The sequence below is a fragment of the Arthrobacter sp. TJ-254 genome (assembly GCF_058269175.1).
Map to the genome: position 1 here is coordinate 645912 of NZ_JBZCNF010000002.1, position 23725 is coordinate 669636.

At 68.1% G+C, this 23725-nt stretch carries 20 protein-coding genes; 10 read left to right on the forward strand and 10 right to left on the reverse strand.

The annotated features are described in order from the left end of the window. Nucleotides 1–59: 59 nt before the first annotated feature. Nucleotides 60–650 (reverse strand): TetR/AcrR family transcriptional regulator, encoded by a 591-nt coding sequence (locus AC4D14_RS08170; protein WP_490901346.1) that lies wholly within the window; start codon nucleotides 648–650, stop codon nucleotides 60–62. Between the two features lie 100 nt (nucleotides 651–750). Here AC4D14_RS08170 and AC4D14_RS08175 point away from each other — a divergent pair, with 100 nt between their 5' ends. After that, a complete protein-coding gene (locus tag AC4D14_RS08175; protein ID WP_490901348.1) occupies nucleotides 751–1959 on the forward strand; it encodes an MFS transporter in 1209 nt (402 codons plus the stop codon). On the opposite strand, the gene AC4D14_RS08180 is transcribed toward AC4D14_RS08175, so the two are convergent. After that, nucleotides 1956–3188 carry a THUMP-like domain-containing protein gene (locus tag AC4D14_RS08180; RefSeq protein ID WP_490901349.1) on the reverse strand — a complete coding sequence of 411 codons (1233 nt, stop codon included), beginning with the start codon at nucleotides 3186–3188 and terminating at the stop codon, nucleotides 1956–1958. The genes AC4D14_RS08175 and AC4D14_RS08180 overlap by 4 nt on opposite strands. A gap of 236 nt (nucleotides 3189–3424) precedes the next feature. On the opposite strand from AC4D14_RS08180, the gene groES reads away from it, so the two are divergent. The 3 genes from groES to guaB all read left to right on the forward strand — a co-directional run bounded on the left by groES (nucleotide 3425) and on the right by guaB (nucleotide 7131). Beyond that, nucleotides 3425–3721: a co-chaperone GroES gene (gene groES, locus AC4D14_RS08185; RefSeq protein WP_028280864.1), complete on the forward strand. Its 297-nt coding sequence runs from the start codon at nucleotides 3425–3427 to the stop codon at nucleotides 3719–3721. A gap of 72 nt (nucleotides 3722–3793) precedes the next feature. Further along, nucleotides 3794–5407, forward strand: a complete 1614-nt coding sequence (groL, locus tag AC4D14_RS08190; RefSeq protein ID WP_490901352.1) for a chaperonin GroEL — start codon at nucleotides 3794–3796, stop codon at nucleotides 5405–5407. Nucleotides 5408–5565: 158 nt separating this feature from the next. Further along, nucleotides 5566–7131 carry an IMP dehydrogenase gene (gene guaB, locus AC4D14_RS08195; protein ID WP_490901527.1) on the forward strand — a complete coding sequence of 522 codons (1566 nt, stop codon included), beginning with the start codon at nucleotides 5566–5568 and terminating at the stop codon, nucleotides 7129–7131. Nucleotides 7132–7628: 497 nt separating this feature from the next. Here guaB and AC4D14_RS08200 read toward each other — a convergent pair whose 3' ends face one another. The 3 genes from AC4D14_RS08200 to AC4D14_RS08210 form a co-directional block, all read right to left on the reverse strand. Next, a complete protein-coding gene (locus AC4D14_RS08200) occupies nucleotides 7629–8474 on the reverse strand; it encodes a phosphatidylinositol-specific phospholipase C/glycerophosphodiester phosphodiesterase family protein (RefSeq protein ID WP_490901354.1) in 846 nt (281 codons plus the stop codon). 172 nt (nucleotides 8475–8646) lie between these two features. Next, entirely contained in the window at nucleotides 8647–9447 is an 801-nt protein-coding gene (locus tag AC4D14_RS08205; RefSeq protein ID WP_490901356.1) for a cytochrome c oxidase assembly protein, read from the reverse strand. Nucleotides 9448–9455: 8 nt separating this feature from the next. Beyond that, nucleotides 9456–9935 carry a DUF2243 domain-containing protein gene (locus AC4D14_RS08210; protein ID WP_490901358.1) on the reverse strand — a complete coding sequence of 160 codons (480 nt, stop codon included), beginning with the start codon at nucleotides 9933–9935 and terminating at the stop codon, nucleotides 9456–9458. 478 nt (nucleotides 9936–10413) lie between these two features. On the opposite strand from AC4D14_RS08210, the gene AC4D14_RS08215 reads away from it, so the two are divergent. Further along, complete coding sequence (locus AC4D14_RS08215; RefSeq protein ID WP_490901360.1) at nucleotides 10414–11193, forward strand: SDR family oxidoreductase; 780 nt, start codon at nucleotides 10414–10416, stop codon at nucleotides 11191–11193. 41 nt (nucleotides 11194–11234) lie between these two features. Here the strand turns inward: AC4D14_RS08215 and AC4D14_RS08220 are convergent, their stop codons facing one another. Then, a complete protein-coding gene (locus tag AC4D14_RS08220) occupies nucleotides 11235–12077 on the reverse strand; it encodes a PhzF family phenazine biosynthesis isomerase (RefSeq protein ID WP_490901361.1) in 843 nt (280 codons plus the stop codon). A gap of 118 nt (nucleotides 12078–12195) precedes the next feature. Further along, the gene (locus AC4D14_RS08225; protein WP_490901528.1) at nucleotides 12196–13839 is read right to left on the reverse strand and encodes a ribonuclease J; all 1644 of its coding nucleotides are present in this window, start codon (nucleotides 13837–13839) and stop codon (nucleotides 12196–12198) included. A gap of 393 nt (nucleotides 13840–14232) precedes the next feature. Here AC4D14_RS08225 and AC4D14_RS08230 point away from each other — a divergent pair, with 393 nt between their 5' ends. From AC4D14_RS08230 to AC4D14_RS08240, 3 genes are all read left to right on the forward strand, one after another. Continuing rightward, complete coding sequence (locus AC4D14_RS08230; protein WP_490901362.1) at nucleotides 14233–15372, forward strand: GuaB3 family IMP dehydrogenase-related protein; 1140 nt, start codon at nucleotides 14233–14235, stop codon at nucleotides 15370–15372. Nucleotides 15373–15422: 50 nt separating this feature from the next. Next, on the forward strand, nucleotides 15423–17147 hold the full coding sequence (locus tag AC4D14_RS08235; protein WP_490901364.1) for a glycerol-3-phosphate dehydrogenase/oxidase: 1725 nt from the start codon (nucleotides 15423–15425) through the stop codon (nucleotides 17145–17147). Between the two features lie 68 nt (nucleotides 17148–17215). Then, nucleotides 17216–17707, forward strand: coding sequence for a PTS sugar transporter subunit IIA (locus AC4D14_RS08240; protein ID WP_490901366.1), 492 nt, complete (start codon nucleotides 17216–17218; stop codon nucleotides 17705–17707). 18 nt (nucleotides 17708–17725) lie between these two features. Here the strand turns inward: AC4D14_RS08240 and AC4D14_RS08245 are convergent, their stop codons facing one another. Both AC4D14_RS08245 and AC4D14_RS08250 read right to left on the reverse strand, forming a co-directional pair. Next, nucleotides 17726–19492: an ABC transporter ATP-binding protein gene (locus AC4D14_RS08245; protein ID WP_490901530.1), complete on the reverse strand. Its 1767-nt coding sequence runs from the start codon at nucleotides 19490–19492 to the stop codon at nucleotides 17726–17728. 31 nt (nucleotides 19493–19523) lie between these two features. After that, nucleotides 19524–21275 (reverse strand): ABC transporter transmembrane domain-containing protein, encoded by a 1752-nt coding sequence (locus tag AC4D14_RS08250; protein ID WP_490901368.1) that lies wholly within the window; start codon nucleotides 21273–21275, stop codon nucleotides 19524–19526. Between the two features lie 461 nt (nucleotides 21276–21736). On the opposite strand from AC4D14_RS08250, the gene AC4D14_RS08255 reads away from it, so the two are divergent. Both AC4D14_RS08255 and AC4D14_RS08260 read left to right on the forward strand, forming a co-directional pair. Beyond that, on the forward strand, nucleotides 21737–22216 hold the full coding sequence (locus tag AC4D14_RS08255) for a hypothetical protein (RefSeq protein WP_490901369.1): 480 nt from the start codon (nucleotides 21737–21739) through the stop codon (nucleotides 22214–22216). Nucleotides 22217–22463: 247 nt separating this feature from the next. Continuing rightward, the gene (locus tag AC4D14_RS08260; RefSeq protein ID WP_490901370.1) at nucleotides 22464–23279 is read left to right on the forward strand and encodes a sigma-70 family RNA polymerase sigma factor; all 816 of its coding nucleotides are present in this window, start codon (nucleotides 22464–22466) and stop codon (nucleotides 23277–23279) included. A gap of 179 nt (nucleotides 23280–23458) precedes the next feature. Here the strand turns inward: AC4D14_RS08260 and csrA are convergent, their stop codons facing one another. Next, nucleotides 23459–23713 carry a carbon storage regulator CsrA gene (csrA, locus tag AC4D14_RS08265; protein WP_490901372.1) on the reverse strand — a complete coding sequence of 85 codons (255 nt, stop codon included), beginning with the start codon at nucleotides 23711–23713 and terminating at the stop codon, nucleotides 23459–23461. Between the last annotated feature and the right edge of the window lie 12 nt (nucleotides 23714–23725).

Sequence of the window (23725 nt, forward strand, 5' to 3'; positions counted from 1 at the left end):
TGTACGGATCGGGAGATTGCCGGCCGGCAGGACCGGCGCACCGGCGCCGGCCGGTGCCTCTATCTCAACCCGCGGACCACAAGGTCGACGGCGGCGTCGCGCGCCTTTTCGTATTCGTCGTCGCCGATGCCGCACTTGCGCAGGTATTCGATGCCCTGCTGCACCGTCACAAGTGCAAGCGCCGTCTCGTCAGGGTCGAGGCCGGGGTCGATTTCCCCGGCGTCCTGGGCGCGGCGGATCTGCCGGCTGAACATCTCGCGGGTCGCCGCATGCGAGGTGACGGCGCAGCGCTTCACATCCTCGTCGCGGCCGCTCAGGGCGGTGGCGCTGTTGGAGAGCAGGCAGCCTTTGGCCGGCGGCCGGGCGGTGGCGTCCCCCTCGAAGACGACGGCGGAGAGCAGGGACTCCAGGGGTGCGTCTACGGACGAGAGGGCGGTTTCGAGCCTGGCTGCCTGGGAGGTTCCATAATCCTCGAGGATGCGCACGAACAGGTCGTGCTTGCTGCCGAACGCTCCGTAGAGGCTCTGCGCGCCCACGCCCGTGGCCTCGGTTAGGTCGGAGATCGAGGTTCCTTCATAGCCGGTGCTCCAGAAACGGTCCCGCGCTGCGGCGAGGACATTCCCTTCATCAAATTTGCGTGGTCGGGCCATGCGGGAATTCTAATCGTTCTTGAACGGTTGTTCAATATTTGACAAGCGGCAGCGCGGCCGACATATTTGAACGGACGTTCAAAAACTGAGGAGAGCTTCTATGAAGGCCAGCACAGCCACCGCGCCGGATCCGGTCGCACCGGCACCCCGCCCTGCCCGCACCAGATCGCCATGGTGGGGAGTGACGTCCCTGTCGGTGGTGCTCTTCGCGATTGTCACGAGCGAATTCCTGCCCGCGAGCCTGCTCTCACGCATGTCGGCGGACCTCCAGATCTCCGAAGGCCTGGCGGGCCAGGCCGTCACCGCCACCGCCGTCGCCGCAGCAATCACCGGTCCGATCGTTGCACTGGTCCTCCCGCGCCTCGACCGCAGGCTGGCCCTGATCGGGCTTGTCGCCCTGGCTACGCTCTCCAACCTCCTTGTTGCACTCGCTCCGTCCTTCGCGGTCCTGCTGACCGCACGGCTCCTGCTCGGCGTATCAGTCGGCGGATTCTGGGCCCTCGCCATCGCCGTCGTCGCAGCCCTGGTGAGCCGCGAGAAGATCGGCCGCGGCATGATGGTCGTGAATGTCGGCGTCTCCCTGGCGACGATCCTCGCCGTTCCCCTGGGCCTGGTCCTTGGAGAACTGTGGGGCTGGCGCACCCTGTTCCTCCTGGCGGCCGCGGCAAGCATCGCAGGCATGGTCCTGGCCGCCCTCTGGCTCCCGCCGGTGGCCCCGGAACCCTCCCCAGGGCGGGCCTTCCTGGCGACCCTGCGTTCACCGCTGGTGATTGTCGGGATGGCCGGCATGTTCCTCATCGCGGGCGGACACTTCGCCGGGTTCACCTACATCCGGCTGGCCGGTGACCTCGTCGCCGGGCTCAATGCCGAGGGCTTCGCCCTGGCGCTGGCCGCGTTCGGCATTGCCTCGTTCATCGGCAACCTCGCCAGCGGTCCTGCCGCAGACGGCGCCCTTCACCGTTCAGTCATCGTGATGGGGGTCGCGATCGGCGTGGCAACGATTCTGTGGGCCACCCTGGGCACCAGCACCCCGGTCGCCGTGGCGGCCATCGTGCTCTGGGGCCTTGGATTCGGCGCCATTCCCACCCTCATCCAGTCCTGGATGGCGCGGGCGCATCCGGAGAGCCTCGAATCGGTCTCAGGGGTGACGGTGGCTGCCTTCCAGCTGGCCATCGGCATCGGCGCGGCGGTGGGGGGAGTGCTCGTCAACACCTTCGACGTGCGTGCGGCCCTGATCGCGGGCGGGGCGGCGGCTTTGACCGGCGGCATCCTGCTCGGAGTGGTGCGCACCCGCAGGCTCCCGGCCTAGCTGGTTCCCCGGGGCGGTAGAGCCGGAACCGGCTCAACAACGATGGCCACCCGGTCCTCGCCGATCCGGGTGAGGACGAGGGTCGCCTTCCGGCGGGCCTTCCCGGAGCCCGCCAGCAGCTGGCGGCGCACCTCCTCCGGAGTGACCGAGGTGCCGCGCTTCTTGATGTCGAGGACGCCGATACCCTCGCTGCGCACCCACTGCTTGAGGGCCTTCACGTTGTAGGGTCGGATCTCGAGCACCCGATAGGCGCGCGCGAACGGGGTTTCGACAAGCCCGGGGGCGCAGACGTAGGCGATGTGCGGATCCAGGAGGTGCCCGCCCAGCTGCTCGGCGATGTCGGCCACGAGGCCGGCGCGGATGACCGCGCCGTCGGGCTCGTACAGGTAGCCCTCCGCCGCGCCGACCGGGGCGGCGGGTCCGGCGTCGAAATCGGCGTCGCTGGTCAGCTCGGCGGCCCCGTGGGCGCCGAGGACCAGGGCTGCGCGCCGTACGTTGGTCCTCCGCAGCGCGTTGAACCACAGGGCCACCTCGGTGACGTCTCCGTCAACGGAAACCCACTGCGCCTCGCAGTTCGCGGGAACTGCCTCGTGGGGAATCCCGGGCCCCAGCTTCACGCCGACCGCTGTGCCGCGGTCGGCAAGCTCCTCGACGAAGGACAGCGGCGGGGAGAAGGCCTCGGGATCGAAGATCCGGGTGGTCCCCGACGTCGAGGTGCTGCGGCGGGCGGGATCGAGCCACACGCCGTCATATTCGGTGATGTCGAATGCCGCCGCGTCGGCGTTGACCACCCGCGCGTTCGGGAACGGCAGCAGGTTCAGGGTCGCGGCGGCCGCCGTCGTCTCATCGAGTTCGACGGCGGTCACCTGGCGCTCGAGGGTCGCTAGGGCCATTGAGTCGGCCCCCAGGCCGCAGCCCAGGTCGGCGACCCGCTCAAGCCCGGCGTCAACGAAACGGGCGGCGTGGTGCGCCGCAACCTGGAGGCGCGTCGCCTGCTCAAGGCCGGCGGCGGTGAACACCATCCGGTCGGCGAACGGACCGAACTTCGCATAGGCCTTGGCGCGAAGCCGCGACTGGGTCAGGGCGGCGGAGATCAGGTCGGGGGAGTGGCCGGCCTTGCGCAGCTGTTCGCTGAGCTGCAGCGCGCCGGCCTCGGAGTACGGGCCAAGCGAGTTGAGCAGCTCCCACCCCTCGGGTGTCAGGAGGGGCAGGATGTTGTCGGAAGCCATGAACCAACCCTAGGCGAAGGATCGCCGGCTCCGGCGCGGTCCGCCCGCAACCGTAGATGACGACGCATCTGGCACTCGCCTTGACCGAGTGCTAACTGTTTGCATAAAGTCGGGGTTGGCACTCTCACTAGGAGGGTGCTAATTCCTGAGGGAAGCGCCAGCCGGCACCGCGACGACGGTCGGCGCCCCACCGAGGGCCCACATTCCATTAGTAACGAACGCAAAGGAGAGCCCGAGTGTCGGTCTCTATTAAGCCTCTTGAGGATCGTATTGTTGTCCGCCCACTGGAAGCCGAGCAGACAACTGCCTCCGGCCTGGTCATCCCGGATACCGCTAAGGAAAAGCCCCAGGAGGGCGAAGTTGTAGCAGTTGGACCGGGCCGTGTCGACGACAACGGCAACCGCGTTCCCGTCGATGTCGCTGAGGGCGACATCGTCATCTACTCGAAGTACGGCGGAACCGAAGTGAAGCACGGAGGCCAGGAATACCTGGTGCTCTCTGCCCGCGACGTCCTGGCGATCGTCGTTAAGTAGTTTTTCTCAAGGGAACCCCGGCCAGCACTGGCCGGGGTTTTCTCACTGCACAAGCCTGAAAGGAACAAAACCATGGCAAAGCAGTTGGAGTTCAACGATGCAGCCCGCCGCGCCCTCGAGGCCGGCGTCGACAAGCTTGCAAACACCGTCAAGGTGACCCTTGGCCCGCGCGGACGCAACGTCGTGCTGGACAAGAAGTGGGGCGCACCCACGATCACGAACGACGGCGTCACAATCGCCCGTGAGGTCGAACTCGACGATCCCTACGAGAACCTCGGCGCGCAGCTGGCCAAGGAAGTAGCGACAAAGACCAACGACGTCGCCGGCGACGGCACCACCACGGCCACCGTGCTCGCACAGGCCCTGGTCAAGGAAGGCCTGCGCAACGTTGCCGCAGGCGCCGCACCGGGCCAGCTCAAGCACGGCATCGAGGTGGCGGTTGAGGCCGTCGCCGCACGCCTGCTCGAGAACGCCCAGGAAGTTGTCGGCCACCAGACCGCCAACGTCGCCGCGATCTCCGCCCAGAGCACCGAGGTGGGCGACCTGCTCGCCGAGGCGTTCGACAAGGTCGGCAAGGACGGCGTCATCACCATCGAGGAATCCTCCTCGACGGTCACCGAGCTCGTCCTTACCGAGGGCATGCAGTTCGACAAGGGCTACCTTTCGCCGTACTTCGTGACCGACGCCGAGCGCCAGGAAGCCGTCCTCGAAGACGCGCTGATCCTGATCAACTCGGGCAAGATCTCCTCGCTCGCGGAATTCCTTCCCCTCCTGGAGAAGGCCCTGCAGGCCGGCAAGCCGCTGTTCATCATTGCCGAAGACATCGAAGGCGAAGCGCTGTCCACCCTCGTGGTGAACAAGATCCGCGGAACCCTCAACGCCGTCGCAGTGAAGGCCCCCGGCTTCGGCGACCGCCGCAAGGCAATGATGCAGGACATCGCCACCCTCACCGGTGCGCAGGTCGTCTCGCCCGACCTCGGCCTGAAGCTCGACCAGGTCGGCCTCGAGGTGCTGGGTTCGGCCCGCCGCATCACGGTCACCAAGGACGCGACAACCATCGTCGACGGCGCAGGCAGCGCCGCCGACGTCGCCGACCGCGTGGCGCAGATCCGCGCCGAGGTTGAGCGCACCGATTCCGACTGGGACCGCGAGAAGCTGCAGGAGCGGCTGGCGAAGCTTGCCGGCGGCGTTGGCGTCATCAAGGTCGGTGCCGCAACCGAGGTTGAGCTCAAGGAAAAGAAGCACCGCATCGAAGACGCCGTCTCAGCGACGCGCGCCGCACTCGATGAGGGAATCGTCGCAGGCGGCGGTTCGGCACTGGTCCACGCAGGCAAGGCCCTCGACACCGACAGCAGCGTCCTCGCCCTCGAGGGCGACGCCGCGACCGCCGTCGGCCTCGTGCGCCGCGCCCTGGCGCAGCCGCTGCGCTGGATCGCCGAGAACGCCGGACACGAAGGCTATGTCGTCGTCGCCAAGGTTTCGGAGCTCGACGACGGACACGGCTTCAACGCCGTCACCGGCGAGTACGAAAACCTGATCGACGCGGGCATCATCGACCCGGTCAAGGTCACGCGCTCGGCGCTGCGCAACGCAGCATCGATCGCCGCCCTGGTCCTGACGACGGAGACACTCGTCGTCGAGAAGCCTGCGGAGGACGACGAGGACGGCCACGGCCACAGCCACTAGTTCCCCGCTTTCGCACGATCACCGGCACCCCGGCCCCTTGTGGGCCGGGGTGCCGTTTCGTTACGGCGATTCTGCAGGGCCTTGGATTGATGACGGCCCGGAATAGGGTGCGGCCGTGAATGGTTTTAGAATTTAAGAGCCTGGCGGCGACGGAGCCCATGGCACCAGCCCCGGTGACCCCTGAAAGAGGACCTGTAGTGACCCATCTGTCTGAGCACAATGAGCCAAACGATCCCTTCGGATTCATCGGCCTCACCTACGACGACGTCCTGCTGCTGCCCGGCCACACCGACGTCATCCCCTCCGAGGCCGACACCTCCTCGCGCGTCTCGAAGCGGATCACCGTGAAGACGCCGCTGCTCTCGGCTGCCATGGACACCGTGACCGAAGCGCGCATGGCCGTGGCCATGGCCCGCCAGGGCGGACTCGGCGTGATCCACCGCAACCTCTCCATTGCCGACCAGGCCGAGCAGGTCGACCGGGTGAAGCGCAGCGAGTCGGGAATGATCACCAACCCGCTGACCATCGGCCCCGAGGCAACGCTCCAGCAGCTCGATGAGCTGTGCGGCCAGTACCGCGTCTCAGGGCTCCCCGTCGTCGATGAGTTCGGGCACCTCCTCGGCATCGTCACGAACCGCGACACCCGTTTCGTGCCCGAGAGTGAGTTCCCGCACCGCCTCGTGCGCGAGGTCATGACCAAGATGCCGCTGATCACCGGGCATGTGGGCATCAGCGGTGACGAGGCAATCGCGCTGCTTGGAACGAACAAGATTGAAAAGCTTCCCCTTGTCGACGACGAAGGGATCCTCCGCGGCCTGATCACGGTGAAGGACTTCACCAAGGCCGAGCAGTACCCCCTGTCCACCAAGGACGACGACGGCCGCCTCCGGGTTGGCGCCGCGATCGGTTTCTTCGGCGACGGCTGGGAGCGCGCTATGACGCTCGTCGACGCCGGTGTTGACGCCCTCTTCGTCGACACCGCCAACGGCCACAGTGCCGGCGTGCTCGAGATGGTTGCCCGGCTCAAGGCCGACAAGGCAGTGTCGCACGTCGACATCATCGCCGGACAGGCAGCGACCCGGGCCGGTGCCCAGGCGCTGATCGACGCCGGTGCCGACGGCATCAAGGTCGGCGTGGGCCCCGGCTCGATCTGCACCACCCGCGTCGTCGCCGGTGTGGGTGTTCCCCAGGTCACCGCGATCTACGAATCCGCCAAGGCGGCCATTCCCGCAGGTGTTCCCCTCATCGCCGACGGCGGCCTCCAGTACTCCGGCGACATCGGCAAGGCGCTCGTGGCCGGTGCCGACACGGTCATGCTCGGCTCGCTCCTTGCAGGTTCGGCCGAGGCACCCGGCGAGCTGATCTTCGTCAACGGCAAGCAGTACAAGACCTACCGCGGCATGGGCTCGCTCGGCGCCATGCAGACCCGCGGGAAGAACACCTCCTATTCCAAGGACCGCTACTTCCAGGCCGACGTCTCCGGTGACGACAAGCTCATCCCCGAAGGCGTCGAGGGCCGGGTCGCGTACCGCGGGCCGCTGGCCTCGGTGGCGTACCAGCTGGTCGGCGGTCTGCGCCAGACGATGTTCTACACCGGGGCGCGTTCCATTCCCGACCTCAAGGCGAAGGGCAAGTTCGTCCGCATTACCCCGGCCGGCCTGAAGGAATCCCACCCGCACGACATCCAGATGACCGTCGAGGCGCCCAACTACGGCTCCAAGTAGGGCAAGGGTAGGGCCGGCCGTCTCCGCCTGCGTCCCCGTCGAGTTTGCAGTTCACCACCGATTGACGCGCTCGAAGCGTGGTGATGTGCGGTTTCGGCGGGGAGCGAACGCGGGTACGCGGCGTCCGCTTCCGAGGTGGCCGACGTCGTCCGCTGCGCACCGCAGTCCCCGCCCGCCGGTACAGTCCCGGCCGGTGTCCCCGTTGAGTCTGCAGGTCACCACCCTTTGGCGCGCTCGAAGCGTGGTGATGTGCGGTTTCGGCGGGGAGCGAACGCGGGTACGCGGCGTCCGCTTCCGAGGTGGCCGACGTCGTCCGCTGCGCACCGCAGTCCCTGCCCGCCGGTACAGTCCCGGCCGGTGTCCCCGTTGAGTCTGCAGGTCACCACCCTTTGGCGCGCTCGAAGCGTGGTGATGTGCGGTTTCGGCGGGGGGGGGCGATGGTGGGTACGCGGCGTCCGGTGCGGCGGCTCCGTGTCCGGGAGCCGCCGCGTCACTGTCTAGTCCCGCTCGGCGAGGAACCGCTCAAGGGCGGCGAGGTCGTCGGTATTGATGTGGTCGACGCCGGCCGCAAGCAACTCAGCCCAGACGGCGTCCCGTTCAGGACCCGGGGCGTCCGGGGTGGCCCAGAAGCGCACCCGGGCTCCCTGTTCGTGGGCCGCAGCCACATATGCGGCAAGCTTTTCGCGTTCGGCAGCCGGCATATCGCCGACGCCCCGCCAGGAGAAGAGCTGCTGCCAGTTGTTGCTGATCAGGGGCATCAGTTCGGGAGGCAGGGCCGAGCCAAGGTCGGTGGCGCGGCCGTCGTAGAAGCCGAAGCGCTGGTCCGCGGCGGTCATGGCGGCGAGCGGGCGGTTGCCGCTGACAACTGCAGTGACGGCCCCGGGTTTGGTCTTCCCATGGGTATAGCGGGTGAGCATCGTGCGGTGGTCGGCAAGCTCCTCCTCAAGGGCGGCGTAGGTTGCGGCACCATCACTCTTGATATCGATCAGCAGCTGGAACTGGCCGTCCCACCCCGGATAGACACTTCCTCCACGGCCGTCGACGAGCTCATCGAGCGGATCGAGGTAAAGGCTTTCGAGGGTTGCCCCGGCCCGAACGTCCTCGCGGTCGTGGGCGACGAGAAGCTCACCGTCCACGAGCCAGATGTCGGCTTCGACACTGGTGAACCCGTGTTCCAGTGCGTCGTAGAGCGGGCGGTCGTGTTCGTAGTCATTATGGGCGTGAGCGGCAGCCTGGGGCTCGCCCAGTTCGACGCCGTCCTGTATGGCAGTGGCCGGAGCGGAGCCCAGGGCGCCGAGTGCGGCGAGCGAGGCCGCAACAGCGGCTGTCCTTCGGAAGAGCATTGTGTTCCTTTCGTGGACGCCCCGGATGCGGGGCCCCTTCACGCTAGGGACAGGGGGTAATCAGGAGGCTGCCCGGAGCTGACGTTCCGGTGAACTCGGAGGGGACAGTGCTGTCCCGACCGGGCGCTGGGGCCCGCCGATCCGGCCGGACAAGGCGGCGGAGCAGGTGGGCCTACTGCCGGCGCCCGTGTCGCGCCGCCGCGGCCCGGGGCGCCGCACGGAAATAGCAAAGGGCGCAGAACGCCGTGATCAGGGCGGCATCGGCAACCGTACCGCCGTAATACATGAGCACCGCCCCCGCCGCGGCGTCGCCGCCGGTGACCCCCACGGGTGGATGGGCATACAGGTACTTGGACAGCACGCTGTGGCTTGCCAGTGAGAGGACAAGGACGGCGGCGCGCAGCGGCACCGGGGCCCGGTGCGGTGAAGGATCCACGGCGAGGACCGCGGCAGCGAAGAGGCAGCCGGCGGCCAGGAAGTGAAGGTGGACGGCCAGGTGCCCGACGGGGTGGGTGGTGAGGCGGAACGCCGGAGTCGCGTAGAGGATCCACAGGGAACCCGCGTTGAGCACAACAGCGGTTACGGGGTGGGACAGGAACCGCACCGGGCCCGACCCGAGCAGCCGGGAGAGGCGCCGGGCGCGCTCGACCGTGAGGGCGCACAGGGCGAGAGTGACGGGCGCTGCAAGCACCAGGAGCGCCGGGGCAACCATTCCCGCCGCAAGGTGTGTGGCCATGTGGGATGTGAAGTCCGAGCCCGCACCGGCTGCTGTAGGCCCCACCAGCCCGGCACCGGCGGCAAGGATCCCGGACGCCCACAGGATGCTTCGGTGCGCCGGCCATGGTCTGCCTCTGGCGCGTGCCCTCCGGGCGGCATCGAGGTAGGCCGCCAGCGCCGCTGCAAGGCCGACGAGCATGAGCCAGTCGAGGGGGAGGGCGAGAGCCCCGGCCGGGGAACCGGGATGGGTGTGCACGGCCGGCCTCAGCGCCCTGGAACGGCCCGCCGCCGGGCGCGGGACTCCCTGCGGGCAAGCACCACCCCGATGAGCAGGAGGACGAGCGCTCCAGCGTTCCAGGCTAGGTCGTAGGGCAGCAGTTCGACCCCGTAGCGGATTTGGTGGACGCGCAGCACCTTGTGGTCAATGAGCCCGTCGAACAGCTGGAAACCGCCAAGGCCGAGGAACGCACCGGCCAGGGCCGCGCCCCGGGAAAAGGTGCGCCTGCGCACGGTGTCGGCGAGCAGGAAGAAGCCGGCAATCAGCAGGAACAGCTCCACCGCGTGCAGCAGGCCGTCCGAAAGCAGGCCGACGGTGCCGGTGGAGCGGTCATAGAAGTGATGCCAGGCGAGGATCTGATGGAACACGATCTCGTCAACCGCCGCCATGGTCCCGACACCGATCATGACGGCGGCCCATAGGGAACGGTCCTTCCCCAGGCGGGTGGAGGCCGGCTCTGCGTTCATTGAGGTCCTCCATGGTGGGCCGAACTGTGGGGGCACGTGCCCAGCGCCCGACCGCGGCACCGGGCGGCGCGGTCCCTTCCCACACTAGGGTCCCGTGCCGCCGGCCGCGAGGCCGGGTACGGAGCGGGAAGGGGTGGCACGGCGTGATAATCTCCATTCCGGTTCACCGAACGGGCGACAGGTGGATTGAAGGTCCGGAACCGAGGAGGGATACGAGCGATGGCAGGAAGCCCGATAGTCCCGACTCCGTCCGAGGCAATCCTCTCCTTCGGGGCACTTTTACTCTTTTTCCTGGCGGCACTCGCGATTCTCGTATATGTCGTTTGCGGCATATATCGGAGGACGAAAGCCGCGAAGCTATCTTCCCCTCTTCCAAGAGGCGGTGACGAAACCTCCGGATAGCGTCCCGGCCCTAAGAGTTCGCCCAACGGGCACCTATAGTTGACTCGTCCCGGTGCTGTGACAGGAAGGAATCCCCATGGGTGCGGTGGCTGTGATCGGAGGAACGGGCGCCATCGGCTCTCTCGTGACCGAGGAGTTGCTGCGCCGCGGATTAGACGTCACGGTCGTGTCCCGCAGCGGGCCGCGGAACGGTCCGGCATCGGGACAGGGGCCAACGCACCGGGTTGCCGACGTTTCAACCGGAGCGGGCCTCCGGACCGCACTGCGGGGTGCGGAGGCGCTGATCGACGTGACGAATGCGAAGTCGCGCAGGGCCCAGCAGCAGACGCTGGTGCAGGGGCCGGTGCGCCTGCTGGATGCCGCGGCCGCCGAAGGGGTCGGCAGGGCGGTCCTGCTTTCCATCACCGGGGTCGACAGGTCGCCCCTTGGCTACTACCAGGCAAAGGTCGCCCAGGAGCAGGCCTACCTCGGCTCGGGGCTCGACGCCTGCGTCCAGCGCGCTACCCAGTTCCACACCTTCCTCGATTCCCTCCACTCATCCCTCGCACCCGTAAGGCTCTGCCCCTACTTCGGTGGTGCCTGGTTCCAGCCGATCGAGCCGTCCGCCGTCGCAGGCCGCCTGTGCGACCTCCTGACCTCCGGAACGCGGGGAATGGCCCAGGACATCGCGGGACCAGAACTGAAGCCGGCCGGCGAGTTCGCCCAGGACTACCTGCGCGCGCGCGGGCGGAAGGCAGTTCGGCTGCGACTGCCCCTGCCTGGTCGGGCGGGTGAGGCCCTCCGGCGCAGGAGCAATATCCCCGAAGATCCACTGGTTCTGGGTTCGAGCTACGCGGAGTGGGCCAGCAACCGCTAAGCCGGCGGAAAGACCCCGCCGCCCGGCTGGACCGGCTCCGCTTAGGGTGCCGCCAGCGGCACGGCGGTTCCCGCCACGGTGACCCGGTCGTCGTCGGGCGTCACGGTGACGGCCAGCTTGCTGGGCCGGCCCATGTCCTCGCCCTGGAGGATGGTGAAGGTGGCGGGCCCACTCACCTGCCCCAGTGCGCGCAGGTACCCGCCGAGCGCCGCGGCGGCAGCGCCGGTGGCAGGATCCTCAACCACTCCGCCCACCGGAAACGGGTTACGGGAATGGAAGACGCCCGCGCTCTCGCGCCAGAACAGCTGGACGGTTGTCCACCCGCGGTCGGTCATCAGGTTCTTCAGAGCCGGGAAGTCATAGTCGAGGGAGGCAAGCCGCTCCCGTGTCCCCGCGGCGAGCACCAGATGGTCGTTGCCCGCGAACGCGACGTGCGGCGGAAAGGCCGGGTCCAGGTCCTGCTCTGCCCACCCCAGCGCGGCGAGAGCCTGCGCGGTTTCCGCGTCGGACGCCGGGCGGGTCCGAGTGGGGGCGCTGCGCAGCGCAGCACTGTGGCCTCCACTGTGCGCGGTGGTTGAGACGGCAATCTCCCCGGCCGCCGTGGCGAACCGCAGCTCGCCCGGGCCGTTCCGCCGCGCCAGGGCGACGCCGGCGGCGATTGTCGCATGGCCGCAGAAGGCCACCTCAGCGAGCGGGCTGAAGTAGCGCAGGCGGAAATCGCGCGGCCCGTCCTGCGTGGCAAAGGCCGTCTCCGAATAGCCGACGTCGGCGGCGATCTGCTGCATCTGGGCCCCGGAGAGCCCGCTCGCGTCAAGGACGACCCCAGCCGGGTTTCCGCCGGAAGGGCTGTCGGTGAAGGCGGCGAAACGAAGGATTTCAGTCATTGATCAACCGTCGCATGTCCGGCAGGCAGCTGCCAGCCTCCGCCGGGCAAAACCCGCCCGGCGGAGGAAGGAGCGGTGAACAAAGAACCGGTGAGGAGGATACCGGCCGAGCAACTGCCTAGGCGTCGACGACGATCGCGGTGATCACCGGCGTGCGGTTGTAGAAACGCCGCATCCAGTTGGCGGTGGCCCGCTCGATGACGGCTTCGGGGTCCAGCGTGCGGGCCCCGCGTCCGCCCTGGCGGCCGGAGGGTCCATCGGCGAGGGCCTTCTCGACGGCGGTGCCGGCCTTGTCGAGGTCGGCCGGATCGCAGGAGAAGCCCTGGATGAAGAACTCCGGGGGTTCGGTCATCGTGCCGGTTTCGGCGTCGATAATGGCGAGCACGGTCACCGAGCCCTCCTCGGCCAGGCGGCGCCGCTCGCGGAGGGTTTCCTCGGTGATGCCGCCGACGCTCGCCCCATCAACGAAGACGAGACCGGCGGGCACCTTGCCCGAGACGGTGACCCGTCCGCGGTGGAGGTCGACGGTGACCCCGTCTTCGGCGATGACGACGTTGCGCGGGTCAACGCCCGTCGCGACGGCGATCTCCGAGTTGGCGCGCAGGTGGCGCCATTCGCCGTGCACCGGCATGACGTTGCGGGGCTTGACGATGTTGTAGCAGTAGGCGAGCTCACCGGAGCTGGCGTGGCCCGAGACGTGGACCTTCGCGTTGCCCTTGTGCACCACGTTCGCGCCGATTTCGGTCAGCGCGTTGATGATGCCGTAGATGGCGCTCTCGTTGCCGGGGATCAGCGAGCTCGCAAGCAGCACGGTGTCGCCCTCGGCAATGCGGATGGCGTGGTCCTTATTGGCCATGCGGGAGAGGGCGGCCATCGGTTCGCCCTGGGATCCGGTGCAGATGAGGACCACCTTGTGGTCGTCGGTGCGTTCGAGCTTCTTGAAGTCGACGAGCAGGCCCTGCGGGATGTTGAGGTACCCAAGGTCCGCCGCGATGGTCATGTTGCGCACCATCGAGCGGCCGACGAAGGCGACCTTGCGGCGGTGCCGGTGGGCGGTGTCGATGATCTGCTGGATGCGGTGGATGTGGCTCGCGAAGCTCGAGACGATGATGCGGCGCGGTGCGGTGCGGAAGACGGCGTCGATCGCAGGCCCGAGGTCCTTTTCCGAGGTGGTGAAGCCGGGAACGTCGGCATTCGTGGAGTCGGTGAGGAACAGGTCAACCCCTTCCGCGCCGAGGCGGGCGAAGCCGGCCAGGTCGGTGATGCGGCGGTCAAGCGGGAACTGGTCCATCTTGAAATCGCCGGTGTGGAGCACCATGCCGGCGGGGGTGCGGATCGCGACGGCGAGGCTGTCGGGAATCGAGTGGTTCACGGCGACGAATTCGAGGTCGAAGCCGCCCATCGTCCGGCGGTCGCCTTCCTTGACCTGAACGGTCTTCGGAGTGATCCGGTGTTCCTTCAGCTTGGCCTCAACGAAGGCGAGGGTGAGCTGGGAGCCGACCAGGGGAATGTCCGCGCGCTCCCGGAGCAGGTAGGGGATGCCGCCGATGTGGTCCTCATGGCCGTGCGTGAGCACGACTGCGACGACGTCGTCGAGGCGGTCACGGATGGAGGAGAAGTCGGGGAGGATCAGGTTGACGCCGGGGTGGTGGTCTTCGGGGAAGAGCACTCCGCAGTCGACGATCAGCAGTTTGCCAGCGAATTCGAAAACGGTCATGTTTCTGCCGATTTCCCCGATTCCGCCAAGGGCGACAATCCGCATTGCGCCCTTCGCCAGTGCGGGAGGCGCTTTCAGGACGGCAGGTGATTTATTCACAGATTAATGTTCTCTCGTTAAGGTCGGAGCGGGGCAGATGCCCGCGCCGTGAAATAGGTCTGGCTCAGCGCTGCGCCACCTGGAGCGGACGTGTACGGGCCGCCCGGGCTCAAAGCGCGGGCGGAGTCGGTCAGCTGCGCCGATGCGTGAATGCCCCCTTCGTAGGAGGGTGCACCGGTCACCACGCCATCGGCCATGCTGCTCATTCGCTTCGCTGCAGGGTTGTTCCTTAGTGCAACTCTATTCCGCGCGAAGGGTAACGGCTAATCAGGGCGCCCGGGACCGGCCCCGGTGGAGCCGTCCGGCGCCGGGGTTACGCCGCTGGGATAACCTAGAGCAGTGACTTATGAGATTGAGATCGGCCGTGCCAAGCGTGGACGCAGAGCGTACTCCCTCGACGATGTCGCGGTCGTGCCCTCGAGGCGCACCCGCGACCCGCTCGATGTGTCGGTGAGCTGGCAGATCGACGCGTACCAGTTCGAGATGCCCGTCATCGCGGCGCCGATGGACTCGGTCATGTCGCCGGCAACGGTCATAGCGATGGGACAGCTCGGCGGGCTCGGCGTGCTCAACCTCGAAGGGCTCTGGACCCGCTACGAGGACCCGCAGCCGGTCCTCGACGAGATCGCGGGGCTGAGCAAGGAGAACTTCAGCCCCGCCGCGACCCGCCGCATGCAGGAACTGTATGCGGCGCCCATCCAGGCCGATCTGATCACCAGCCGCCTCGCCGAGATCCGCGAGGCCGGGGTGACGGTCGCCGGCTCGCTGACGCCCCAGCGCACCCAGCAGTTCTACAAGACGGTCCTCGCCGCCGGCGTCGACATCTTCGTGATCCGCGGAACAACGGTTTCCGCCGAGCACGTTTCGAAGAACGAAGAACCGCTGAACCTCAAGCAGTTCATCTACGAACTCGACGTTCCCGTGATCGTCGGCGGCGCCGCCGGCTACACGCCCGCGCTTCACCTCATGCGCACCGGCGCGGCCGGCGTCCTTGTCGGCTTCGGGGGAGGGGCGACGACGACCACGCGCCGGGCGCTTGGCATCCACTCCCCGCTCGCCTCGGCCATCTCCGATGTGGCGGCGGCCCGCCGCGACTACATGGACGAATCCGGCGGACGCTATGTCCACGTCATCGCAGACGGCGGCATGGGCGCCAGCGGTGACATCGTCAAGGCGATCGCCATGGGCGCCGACGCCGTGATGCTCGGCTCGGCCCTTGCGCGTGCAGAGGAGGCCCCGGGCAAGGGCTGGCACTGGGGCCAGGAGGCGCACCACGCCGAGCTCCCCCGCGGCGACCGCGTCAACATCGGCACGGTCGGATCGCTCAAGGAGGTGCTGTGGGGACCCTCCCACCACACCAACGGAACCTCGAACGTCATCGGCGCCCTGCGCCGCGCCATGGCCACCACCGGCTACTCCGACCTGAAGGAATTCCAGCGGGTGGAGGTTGTTCTCTCTCCCTATGTTTCAAACGATTGATTGCCTAGAGTTGGCTTACGCAGAACTCAACGTTCCGGAGGGTTACGGCCATGGCAGCAGGAGCACTAAGTCCCGAGTACCGCAGTGAGGCAATCGAGGCCCTGAAAGCCACGAGCGGGCCGGGCAAGGAACTTGACATCCTCATCGTCGGTGGCGGCGTTGTCGGCGTCGGCTCCGCGCTCGACGCCGTGACCCGGGGGCTGAGCACCGGCATCGTCGAGGCCCGCGACTGGGCCTCGGGGACATCGTCCCGGTCCTCCAAGCTGATCCACGGCGGGCTGCGCTACCTTGAGATGCTCGACTTCGCCCTCGTGCAGGAGGCCCTCAAGGAACGCGGACTGCTCATCCAGCGCATCGCCCCGCACCTGGTGAAGCCAGTGCCGTTCCTATACCCGCTCTCGAAGCGCTTCCTTGAACGCCCCTATGTGGGGGCCGGCATCGCGCTCTACGACGCCCTGAGCATCGGCGGCGGACATTCGCGCGGTGTGCCCTTCCACAAGCACCTCACCCGGCGCGGCACGCTGCGCGCGGCGCCCAGCCTGAAGAAGGACGCCATGGTGGGCTCGATCCGCTACTACGACGCCCAGGTCGACGACGCCCGGTACGTGGTGAACATGATCCGCACGGCCGTGCATTACGGGGCGCAGGCAGCCAACCGGGTCACCGTCGTGAATTTCCTGCGCGAGGGGGAGCGGGTTGTCGGTGCCCAGGTCAAGGATCAGGAGACCGGCGAGGAGTTCAGCATCCGCGCCAAGCAGGTCGTGAACGCCACAGGAGTGTGGACCGACGAGACACAGGCGATGGTGACTGACCGCGGGCAGCTGAAGGTGCGCGCGTCAAAGGGCATCCACCTCGTTGTCCCGCGGGACCGGTTCCAGTCGACAGTCGGGCTGATCCTGCGCACCGAGAAGTCGGTCCTTTTCGTCATCCCCTGGGGCAGGCACTGGATCATCGGTACCACCGACACAAAGTGGGACCTCGACAAGGCCCACCCGGCAGCCTCCTCGCAGGACATCGACTACATCCTCGAGCACGTCAACCGGGTGCTCAAGCGGCCCCTGACGCGGGAGGACGTCGAGGGCGTCTACGCGGGGCTCCGCCCGCTGCTGGCCGGGGAAAGCGACTCGACGGCGAAGCTCTCCCGCGAGCACGTCGTCGCCCACCCGGTGCCCGGGCTCGTGGTTGTCGCCGGCGGCAAGTGGACCACCTACCGGGTCATGGCCAAGGACGCCGTGGACGAGGCTTCCCGCGCCCTTGACGAGCGGGTCCCCGAGAGCTGCACCGATTCGGTGCCGCTGCTTGGAGCCGAAGGGTACAAGGCGGCATGGAACAAGCGGGCCCGGATGGCCGAGGACTCCGGAATCCACGTCGCACGTGTGGAGCACCTGCTCCAGCGGTACGGCACGCAGGCGGACTCGATTCTTGAACTCATCAAGTCCGACCCGGCGCTCGGCGAGCCGCTGCCTGGTGCCGACGACTACCTCGCCGCCGAGGCGGTCTTCGCCGTCACCCACGAGGGGGCGCGCCACATCGAAGACATCCTCACCCGCCGCACCCGGATCTCCATCGAGTCCTGGGACCGCGGCGTCTCGGCCGCCCCGGTGGTCGCCGACCTGATGGGCCCGCTGCTGGGCTGGAGCGAGCAGCAGGTCGCCCGCGAGGTCAAGCACTACCTCGCCCGCGTCCAGGCGGAGCGGCTCAGCCAGGAACAGCCCGACGACGTCTCGGCCGACAGTGCCCGCATGGGTGCGGAGGACATCGTCCCGGTAAGCTAGGGAACGGCCGCACCCCGGCGTGGACACTGTGGTGTGGTGACGGCTGCGGGCACGATGAGAGGCACAATGTGAGTGAACGGTCCCTGGAGCTGCACGACGCCGAGCTGACGACACCGGACCTGGTGATCCTCGAGATGGAGGCGTCCTCCAAGGAAGATGCGAGCGCACAGCTGGCGGCCCGGCTGCATGCCGCAGGGCGAATCTCCGATCTCGGTGCGTTCCTCGACCAGGTGAATTCCCGCGAGCACCAGATGGCCACCGGCCTGCCCGGGGGAGTGGGCCTGCCGCACGCGCGCAGCGAGTACGTGACCCAGACCTCGATCGCCGTCGGTGTGGCCCGGTACGGGTACAGCCTCGATTTCGGCGCCGTCGACGGTCCCGCGACCCTGGTGCTGCTCATCGCAACCCCCGCCTCATCCTTCTCGGAGCACCTCGAGGTGCTCGCTACGATCGCCCGCAGCCTGTTCAAGGAGAACTTCCGCGAATCCCTGCGCCGCGCCCACGACGCCGAGGTGGTCGCTGAACTGATCAACTCGTCGTTGATCTTCTTCGACCACTGACCCCGCGCGACGCGGCGGTTATTCGCTGCGCCAGGAGTGCCACAGGGAGGCGTAGGAGCCCCCGAGCGCCAGCAGCTCATCGTGCGAGCCGAGCTCGGTGATCCTGCCGTCCTCAACGACCGCCACGCGGTCGGCGTCGTGGGCGGTGTGGAGCCGGTGCGCTATTGCGACGACCGTGCGCCCCTCAAGGACCACGTTGAGCGAGCGTTCGAGGTCGCGTGCGGCCTGCGGGTCGATCAGCGAGGTCGCTTCGTCAAGGACGAGGGTGTGCGGATCGGCCAGGATCAGGCGCGCCAGGGCGAGCTCCTGGGCCTGGGCCGGCGTCAGTTCCCAGGCACCGGACCCCACTTCCGTTTCGAGGCCCTCCGGGAGGGCCTCGGCCCAGGAGAGCGCGCCGACGGCGCCGAGGGCCCCGGCGATCTCCGCAGTCGAGGCGTCGGCCCGGCCCAGCCGAACGTTGTCGGCGACGGAGCCCACGAACACGTGGTGCTCCTGGGTGACGAGGGCGACCTCCCGCCGGAGCTGATCCAGCGGACGGTCAACCAGCGGAACCCCGCCCACGGTGGCCGATCCGGCGGTGGGCGGGTGGATTCCCGCGATCAGGCGTCCCAGCGTGGATTTTCCGGCACCCGAGGGGCCGACGACCGCCAGCCGTTCGCCGCGCCGCAGGGACAGGTTGATGCCGTGAAGCACGTTGTGCCCTGGCCGGTAGGCGTAGGTCGCCCCGGTGAGCACGATGTCCTCGGTGGCGGGCTCGGCCGTTGTCGCCCACCGGTCTGGAGGCACGTCCTTGACGCCGATGATCCGCGCGAGGGAGGCGGCACCGACCTGGATCTCATCGGTCCACATTATGAGCAGGTCGACCGGGTCGATCAGCCGGACGGCGAGCAGGGCAACCGCCGCGACCGCCCCGGGCGTGACGATCTCCAGGGAGGCCAGCCAGCCGCCCCACAGCAGGACCGCGGCGACGGGCAGCCAGAAGGCAATGTCGGCGGCGGGGAAGAGCACGGTGCGCAGCCACAGCGTGTAGCGCTCCGCCGAGTAGCTTGCCTTCAGGGCATCATCTAGGCGTCCCCGGCGGACGCCGCCGAGGTCGAGCGCGTCAACGGTGCGCGCCCCTTCGATGGTTTCGGTGACCACGCCGTTGACGACGGCGTAGGTCTCCCGTTCCTTTTGGTAGCCGGAGGAACTGCGCCGCAGGTACCACCGGGTCACCGGGTACAGCAGGGGAAGTCCCACCAGGAGGGCGATGGACAGCACCGGAGAGGCGACAACGGCAGCGGCAAGGGTGAGCACGATGGTGATCACTGAGACAACGACCTGGGGAACCCCAAAGCGTACGGTATGGGACACGGCGTCGATGTCGTTGGTGGTCCGGGCCACGAGGTCGCCCGTTCCGGCCTTCTCCACGGTGGACAGCGGCAGGGCGGTGACCTGCTCAAGGAAGTCCTCGCGCAGTTGGGCGAAAACGTTCTCCCCGAACACCATCCCGGCACGCACGGCGAACCGCCGCAGCAGGGACTGCACGAGCAGGAACCCGAGCATGAGCAGCGACATCCCGGAGACGTAGGTGGTTGTGGTTCCGCCGATCACCGCGTCAACGACCTGCCCCAGCAGGAGCGGGCCGGCCAGGCCGGCGACTGCTGAACCGGCATACAGGGCGATGACGGCACCGAGTCCGCGCTTGTGCCGACGGACCAGCCGTGCCGCCTCGGCGCGCACGGCCGGCCCGCCCGCAACGGGAAGCTTGTCCGGGGCGGGGGCGGGGGCCGGCGGCTGCGCCATTGCCTGTGGTTCTTCGGTCTGCGGCCGGGTTTCACTCACTGCGGATCACAACATTCCTGTACGTTGGGTTGCTTGCCATCAGGTCCCGGTGCCGGCCCGCGTCGCTGACCGTTCCGTCCTCGAGGAACACCACGTCGTCCATGACGCCGAGCAGCATGGGGCTGGTGGTCACGATCAGCGTTGTCAGCTCCGGCCGGCCGCGGGCACCGCGGAGCCGGGCGGCGATCCGCGACTCGGTGTGGGCGTCGACGGCGCTTGTCGGTTCGATCAGGACGAGGTTCTCCGCCCCGGTGAGCAGCGCGCGGGCCAGGACGATGCGCTGGCGCTGACCACCGGAGAACCCGCGGCCGCGTTCGGTCACCTCATGGTCGAGCCCGTCCTCCACGCCGTTGAGGATGTCGAGGGCGCTTGCTGCTTCAAGTGCTTCAAGGATCGCGGCGTCGCCGTGGCGCTGGTGCGGATCGAGCCCGGAGCGCAGCGATCCGGTGAAGAGCTGGGGGCTTGCCTCGCTGACGACGATGCGGCGGCGGATATGGCCGCGCGCGACCCTGCGCAGGACCGACGGACCCCAGCGCACCTCGGCGGTTTCGAGCACCTTGTCGTCGAAGCGCCCAAGCCGCGTGGCAAGGGCTGCGGCGCCTGCGGCATCGGCCGAAACGAGCGCGGTGAGCCGGCCCGGGCGGAGCGCCAGGCCGCTCGCCGCGTCAACCAAGGGCGCACCTGCCGCCGGCGGCGGCTCGCTGCCCGCAGGGTCACTGCCGGCGGCACCTCTGCCGGCAGGGTCGCGGACTCCCGGCTCCACCCGAAGTACGGCGATGATCTTCCGTGCGGCGACGTGGGCCCGGATGAAACGGGACACGGCGTCGGCGGCGGTGCGGATCGGCGTCATCAGGAACACCGAGAACCCGTACAGCGCAACGAGTTCTCCCGGCGTGATGTCTCCGCCGAGCACGAGCACCGCCCCCACCCAGGTGAACACAACACTGAACGCCCCGGCGATGAACACCTGGGATGCCTCGAGGTCCGCCAGCGAGTGGGCAACGCGGATTCCCGAGTCGCGGGTCACGGCCGACTTGGCGCGGTAGCGGTCCACGAAGATGTGCTCGCCGCCGATCCCGCGCAGCACGCGCAGGCCTGCAACGGTGTCGGCTCCGACGGCGGTCATCTTGCCGGCGGCGGCGCGCTGCTCGCGCTGACGTTCCTGCATCGGGCGCACCACGAACAGCAGCAGCGCGCAGCAGGCCGGAACGCCCACCAGCACCAGCAGTCCCAGCAGCCCGGAGGTCCGGCTGATCAGTGCGCTGACGGCCAGCCACGCCGCGACTGCTCCCGCAAGGCGCGCCGCCACGTCGAAAACCTCGCCCAGACGGAACACATCCGATGCCGCCGTCGAAACGACTTCGCCGGTGGAGAGTGAATTCGGCAGGGCCTCACCGGTGGAGGTGATCTTGTGGCCAACCAGCAGCACCGACTTGAAGGAGGCCTGAAGCCAGCTGCTCACGGCAACCCGGTGCCCGAGCGTGTCGGCCGCGGCCTGGACGACCATCAGCCCGAGCAGGATCAGCACCTCCACCGCCAGTGCCGAGGGGTTCCCTGCGAGAATCCCGTTGTCAAGCGCTCGGCCGAGGATGAACGGCATGAGGGCCTGCGCCACCATCCATACGGCGCCGAGGAAGGCTCCGGCGGCAAGCGTCGCCTTCTGCTTTGAGGCAAGCCACAGGAGGTACCGGGCAGGGGAGCGGAGCTCCGGAGCACCGGGGTCGGGATAGGGATAGGAGCGCACGAGAACTCATCCTAGACCGTCAAGCGGAGAAGTGATAGAGGTTACCCAATCACTTCTCGCCGGGAGCCTCGAACAGGACACTTCGGACCGCCGTCCGCGCGGCGCGTCTGCCGGCGGCGCGAGGAGGGCGGGCGGCCCGCCCGGTTTTCCGCGGGCACGAACAATGGCGCCGGGATAAATTCATCCTGCCGAATCGGCGTTATGCGATAAAGCAGCGCCGCCGCAGGCCCGGCCATTTCCGAATTGCGCGGAAATGAAAGCATGCTTGCTATATCGGGTGCCCGGCAATTCCCGCGCGGCGCACCGCCCCACAATAGCGGCGGCGGCGAACACCGCCGGGTGTCCGATATAGTCTCATCCGGTGCAATTTATCGGCGCAGCCGGGCCCCGGCACATTTACCGCAGCCCGAAGCCCCCGCCACGCCCCACCAATCGAGAATCAGCAAGGAAGGAACAATCCGGTGCCGGACGAAGCATGGCGCACTGATCCGCTGAGCCTGCGGGACGTTGTCCTTGACCGCACGGAGATGCAGTCAAGGCTCGACGAGGCCCCTCCCGTGGAGCGGGTATGGATCCTTGCGCTGCTCGACCGCTTCGATGAGGCCGAGCGCGAAGTCCAGGCGATCCTGCGCGAGCGCGGAGAACGGTACACGACGCTGCTGCTGCTCGCCTACGTGCGCCTGCGCCAGTTCCGCTGGTGGGAAGCCGCGGAGCTGCAGGAGGCGGCGCTGCGCAGGGCCCGGACCCCGGCGCGTGAGGCGCAGGTCCGCTACGAGATCGGCAGGCGGTTCTTTGAGGAGGGCCGGTACCAGGCCGCCGCCGACGAATTCCAGTGGGCCTACGACCTGCGCCGCACCAGCGGTTCCGGATACGAACTGCTCGCTTCCTCCCGCGAGGCGATGGCGCGCGCCCGCACTCTCGCCGCCCGCGGCTGGGCCTGATCGACACCCCCCGGCGGCACTCCCGCCGCCGTTAGCCGGCAATCCACGGTTAAGCGCAGGATCAGCGCAGGATTTCTAGAGGAATTACCTGCTGTTTTTGCACTTGGTGATTTCCGCAGGATTCCCCGTCCTAGTGTTGGAAAACGGGAGGTTTTCCGTTCCCTTAGGGCGGCAAACCGAATGGCACATTCACGAACGCCGCACCGCCCGTGCTTATATCGGATTTCGCTTGAAGGGGGCAGCCACGTTGAACAGTGAAGAGCGCAACGAACTCGTTCTGAAGAATCTTCCCCTGGTGGGCTATCTGGTTTCCGAAGTCTGTGCAAAGTCCGCCCACCTTTCGCGCGACGACCTTGCCGGAGCCGGCGCGCTCGCCCTCGTCTCCTCGGCGCGGTCGTTCGACCCCGAGATCGGGGTGCGGTTTGGAACCTTCGCGCGGCGCCGGATCCTCGGCGCATTCGCCGACGACATGCGCTCCTCCGACTGGGCAAGCCGCGACACCCGGCGCAAGATCAAGGCCACCCTCGCCGTCACCGAGGTCCTCACCGGGGCCCTGCAGCGCAACCCCTCGACCGCGGAGATCGCCGACGTCCTCGGCGTGAGCCCCGAAGCGGTTGGCGCAACGCTCGCCGACGCTGCGCGGACCGTCTCCGCCCTTGACGAGACGATGCCCGAGGCGCTTGCCGCAACGATCGCCACACCGGAGGAATCCCTCCTGGTTTCCGAACAGACCCGCTACCTGCGGGCGGCCGTCGAGGCCCTGCCCGAAAAGATGCGGTACATCATCGAGCAGACCTACTTCGAGGACCGCCCGGTGAAGGACCTGGCCGAGGAGTTCGGATCGACGCACTCGGCCGTGTCCCAGCAGCGCTCCGAAGCCATCCGGCTGCTGCGCGACGGCATGGCCACGGTGTACCCGGACCACGAGGGCGGAAAGCACGAGCCGGAGTCACGGATCAAGTCCGCCCGCCGCAACGCCTACCTTGGCTCCCTCGCAGCGGCAACCGCCTCGGGCGCCGCTGCGCCGCGCCACCGGCCTGCAATGGTGCCCGCCTCGGCCTGACGGCGCTCCGTCCCCGACAGGAACCACCCGGACGACGCGGCCCCGACACCGGCCTGACAACGCGGCCCTGACGGCACCTGCCGGGCAACACCAATGGGCAACACCCATCGGCAACACCCATGGCCGACGCACAAGGGCCGGCACACAAGGGCGGAGGCAGCGCCGCACACCCCAACCGGTCAGGAACCGCTCTCCGCTTCCTTGTCCGTTGCCTTGAGCAGCTCCCGGAGCTGGTCCTCGGCGCCGTCGCTCGAGCCGCTGGCCGAGAGATTGGCTTCGATCACGGCCTGGAGGATTTCGCCGCGCTGGATCTTGATCCCGCGGGGGGCCTCGATGCCGATCTTGATGCCATCACCGCGCGATTCAAGAATGGTGATGACGATGTTGTCGCCAATATGAATCTTTTCGTTGAATTTCCGCGTCAGTACCAGCACAGTGAAAGCCTA

What these genes read in the sequence shown, in the direction of transcription:
- groL (WP_490901352.1), top strand. Translation starts at nt 3,794, where the DNA reads ATGGCAAAGCAGTTGGAGTTCAACGATGCAGCCCGCCGCGCCCTCGAG.
- AC4D14_RS08215 (WP_490901360.1), top strand. Translation starts at nt 10,414, where the DNA reads ATGGGTGCGGTGGCTGTGATCGGAGGAACGGGCGCCATCGGCTCTCTC.
- AC4D14_RS08235 (WP_490901364.1), top strand. Translation starts at nt 15,423, where the DNA reads ATGGCAGCAGGAGCACTAAGTCCCGAGTACCGCAGTGAGGCAATCGAG.
- AC4D14_RS08210 (WP_490901358.1), bottom strand. Translation starts at nt 9,935, where the DNA reads ATGAACGCAGAGCCGGCCTCCACCCGCCTGGGGAAGGACCGTTCCCTA.
- AC4D14_RS08170 (WP_490901346.1), bottom strand. Translation starts at nt 650, where the DNA reads ATGGCCCGACCACGCAAATTTGATGAAGGGAATGTCCTCGCCGCAGCG.
- AC4D14_RS08200 (WP_490901354.1), bottom strand. Translation starts at nt 8,474, where the DNA reads ATGCTCTTCCGAAGGACAGCCGCTGTTGCGGCCTCGCTCGCCGCACTC.
- AC4D14_RS08220 (WP_490901361.1), bottom strand. Translation starts at nt 12,077, where the DNA reads ATGACTGAAATCCTTCGTTTCGCCGCCTTCACCGACAGCCCTTCCGGC.
- guaB (WP_490901527.1), top strand. Translation starts at nt 5,566, where the DNA reads ATGGCACCAGCCCCGGTGACCCCTGAAAGAGGACCTGTAGTGACCCAT.
- AC4D14_RS08175 (WP_490901348.1), top strand. Translation starts at nt 751, where the DNA reads ATGAAGGCCAGCACAGCCACCGCGCCGGATCCGGTCGCACCGGCACCC.
- AC4D14_RS08180 (WP_490901349.1), bottom strand. Translation starts at nt 3,188, where the DNA reads ATGGCTTCCGACAACATCCTGCCCCTCCTGACACCCGAGGGGTGGGAG.
- AC4D14_RS08245 (WP_490901530.1), bottom strand. Translation starts at nt 19,492, where the DNA reads ATGGCGCAGCCGCCGGCCCCCGCCCCCGCCCCGGACAAGCTTCCCGTT.
- AC4D14_RS08225 (WP_490901528.1), bottom strand. Translation starts at nt 13,839, where the DNA reads ATGCGGATTGTCGCCCTTGGCGGAATCGGGGAAATCGGCAGAAACATG.